Below are 1,647 nucleotides of genomic sequence, written 5' to 3' on the forward strand. Positions count from 1 at the left end.
TTGGTTTTTCCCCCCGCTTGTCCAGCCGTTGTCGGCCGGGCATGCAGAGAAGATTCCGGTCTGCGCGGTGCACCCCCTGGTCCCGAACAGGTGCCGCCCGGTTGCGGACGGTCCGAACGGCGTGACTTGAGGATTTCGCCGCCGGAAAATCCCGCCATCCGGGCGGCAACGGACACAGAACAGGACACCTGGTCAGGGCCACGACAGGGGTAATCGCGACGCGCCACGAACCGCCGCCCGGCATGCCGTGGTGGTGGGGCGATAGGTTGTGTCTGGCGTAGCTCGGATGAGGAGGGGACGCGATGACGGGGGAGCGGACCCGCGCGACTGGACGCCCGACGCTGGATCAGGTCGCGGTCCGGGCCGGAGTCGGGCGCGGGACGGTTTCGCGCGTCGTCAACGGGTCGGAACAGGTGAGCCCCGCCGCCCGCGCCGCGGTCAAGGACGCGATCGCCGAGCTGGGCTACGTGCCGAACCGGGCCGCCCGCACGCTCGTGACGCAGCGGACCGACTCGATCGCCCTGGTCATCTTCGAGTCGGGCGAGCGGTTCTTCGCCGAGCCGTTCTTCGGGCGGATCGTGCAGTCGATCTCGTCGGGCCTGGTCGACAGGGGCCTGCAGATGGTCCTGATGATCTCGCAGTCGCCGCAGGAGCGGGAGCGGCTGGAGGGCTATCTGACCCGCCAGCACGTCGACGGCGCGCTCCTGCTGTCCCTGCACGGCACCGACACGCTGCTGTCGACGCTCGAGCAGCGCGGCGTCGCGACCGTGCGGGCCGGCCGCCCGACGCAGGCCGAGCCGGGCTGTTTCGTGGACGCCGACAATCGTGGCGGCGCGCGTGAGGCGGTCGAATACCTGCGGCGGCTGGGGCGGCGGCGCATCGCGACCATCACCGGCCCGCTCGACATGGCGGCCGGCATCGCGCGCCTCGACGGCTACCGGGACGTGGTGGGGGAGGGCATCGTCGCGCACGGTGACTTCAGCGAGGAGAGCGGCGCCGCGGCCATGCAGTGGCTGCTCGACCGGCATCCCGACGTCGACGCCGTCTTCGCGGCCGCCGACATGATGGCCGCCGGCGCGCTGCGGGTGATGCGGGAGCGCGGGCTGGCCGCGCCGCGCGACATCGCGGTCATCGGCTTCGACGACTCGGTCATCGCCCGGCACACCGACCCGCCGCTGAGCAGCGTCTACCAGCCGATCGAGGAGATGGGCCAGGAGATGGTGCGGCTGCTCCTCGCCAAGATCGACGGCGAGGCCGGCGGCGAGGGCGGGCTGGTGCTGAGCACCCGGCTGGTGCTGCGCGGCTCAGCCTGAGCCACCCGCGAGCAAAGCAGGGCGGCCCGGGCGCCGCTGCGCGGCTCAGCCTGAGCCGTGTTCGGCCGCGCGGGCGAGGTCGGCCAGCCGCGCCTGCAGCAGGCCGGCCCGGGCGCCGTCGATGCTGCCCTCCTCGACGCGTTCGAGCACCTTGCGCTGCAACTCCTCCACCCGCTGCCGCACGTCCGCGTCCTTGGCCCGCCCCAGCGGCCCGAGCAGGTTGATCAGGTCCTGGGCGACGTCGGGGCGGATCTGGCCCAGCTCGCGGCCGGCCACGACGGCCGTGCGGACCCGGCCGACCGCGGCGTTCACGCTCAGCGGCGGGGCGGTCGGC

General features: G+C 73.2%; 1 protein-coding gene and 1 pseudogene. One reads left to right on the forward strand and one right to left on the reverse strand.

What is annotated here, in order from left to right; translation table 11 throughout:
• Positions 1-302 precede the first annotated feature (302 nt).
• On the forward strand, positions 303-1,313 hold the full coding sequence (locus AB0F10_RS45505; RefSeq protein WP_360640836.1) for a LacI family DNA-binding transcriptional regulator: 1,011 nt from the start codon (positions 303-305) through the stop codon (positions 1,311-1,313).
• Between the two features lie 45 nt (positions 1,314-1,358).
• Here the strand turns inward: AB0F10_RS45505 and AB0F10_RS45510 are convergent.
• A pseudogene (locus AB0F10_RS45510) lies at positions 1,359-1,647 on the reverse strand (hypothetical protein); the annotation flags it as partial.

It is taken from the genome of Actinoplanes sp. NPDC026623, from assembly GCF_040638275.1.
GTDB lineage: Bacteria > Actinomycetota > Actinomycetes > Mycobacteriales > Micromonosporaceae > Actinoplanes.

Bases quoted from the DNA above. Each gene is read 5' to 3' on its own strand.
- AB0F10_RS45505 (WP_360640836.1), top strand. From the start codon at position 303: ATGACGGGGGAGCGGACCCGCGCGACTGGACGCCCGACGCTGGATCAG.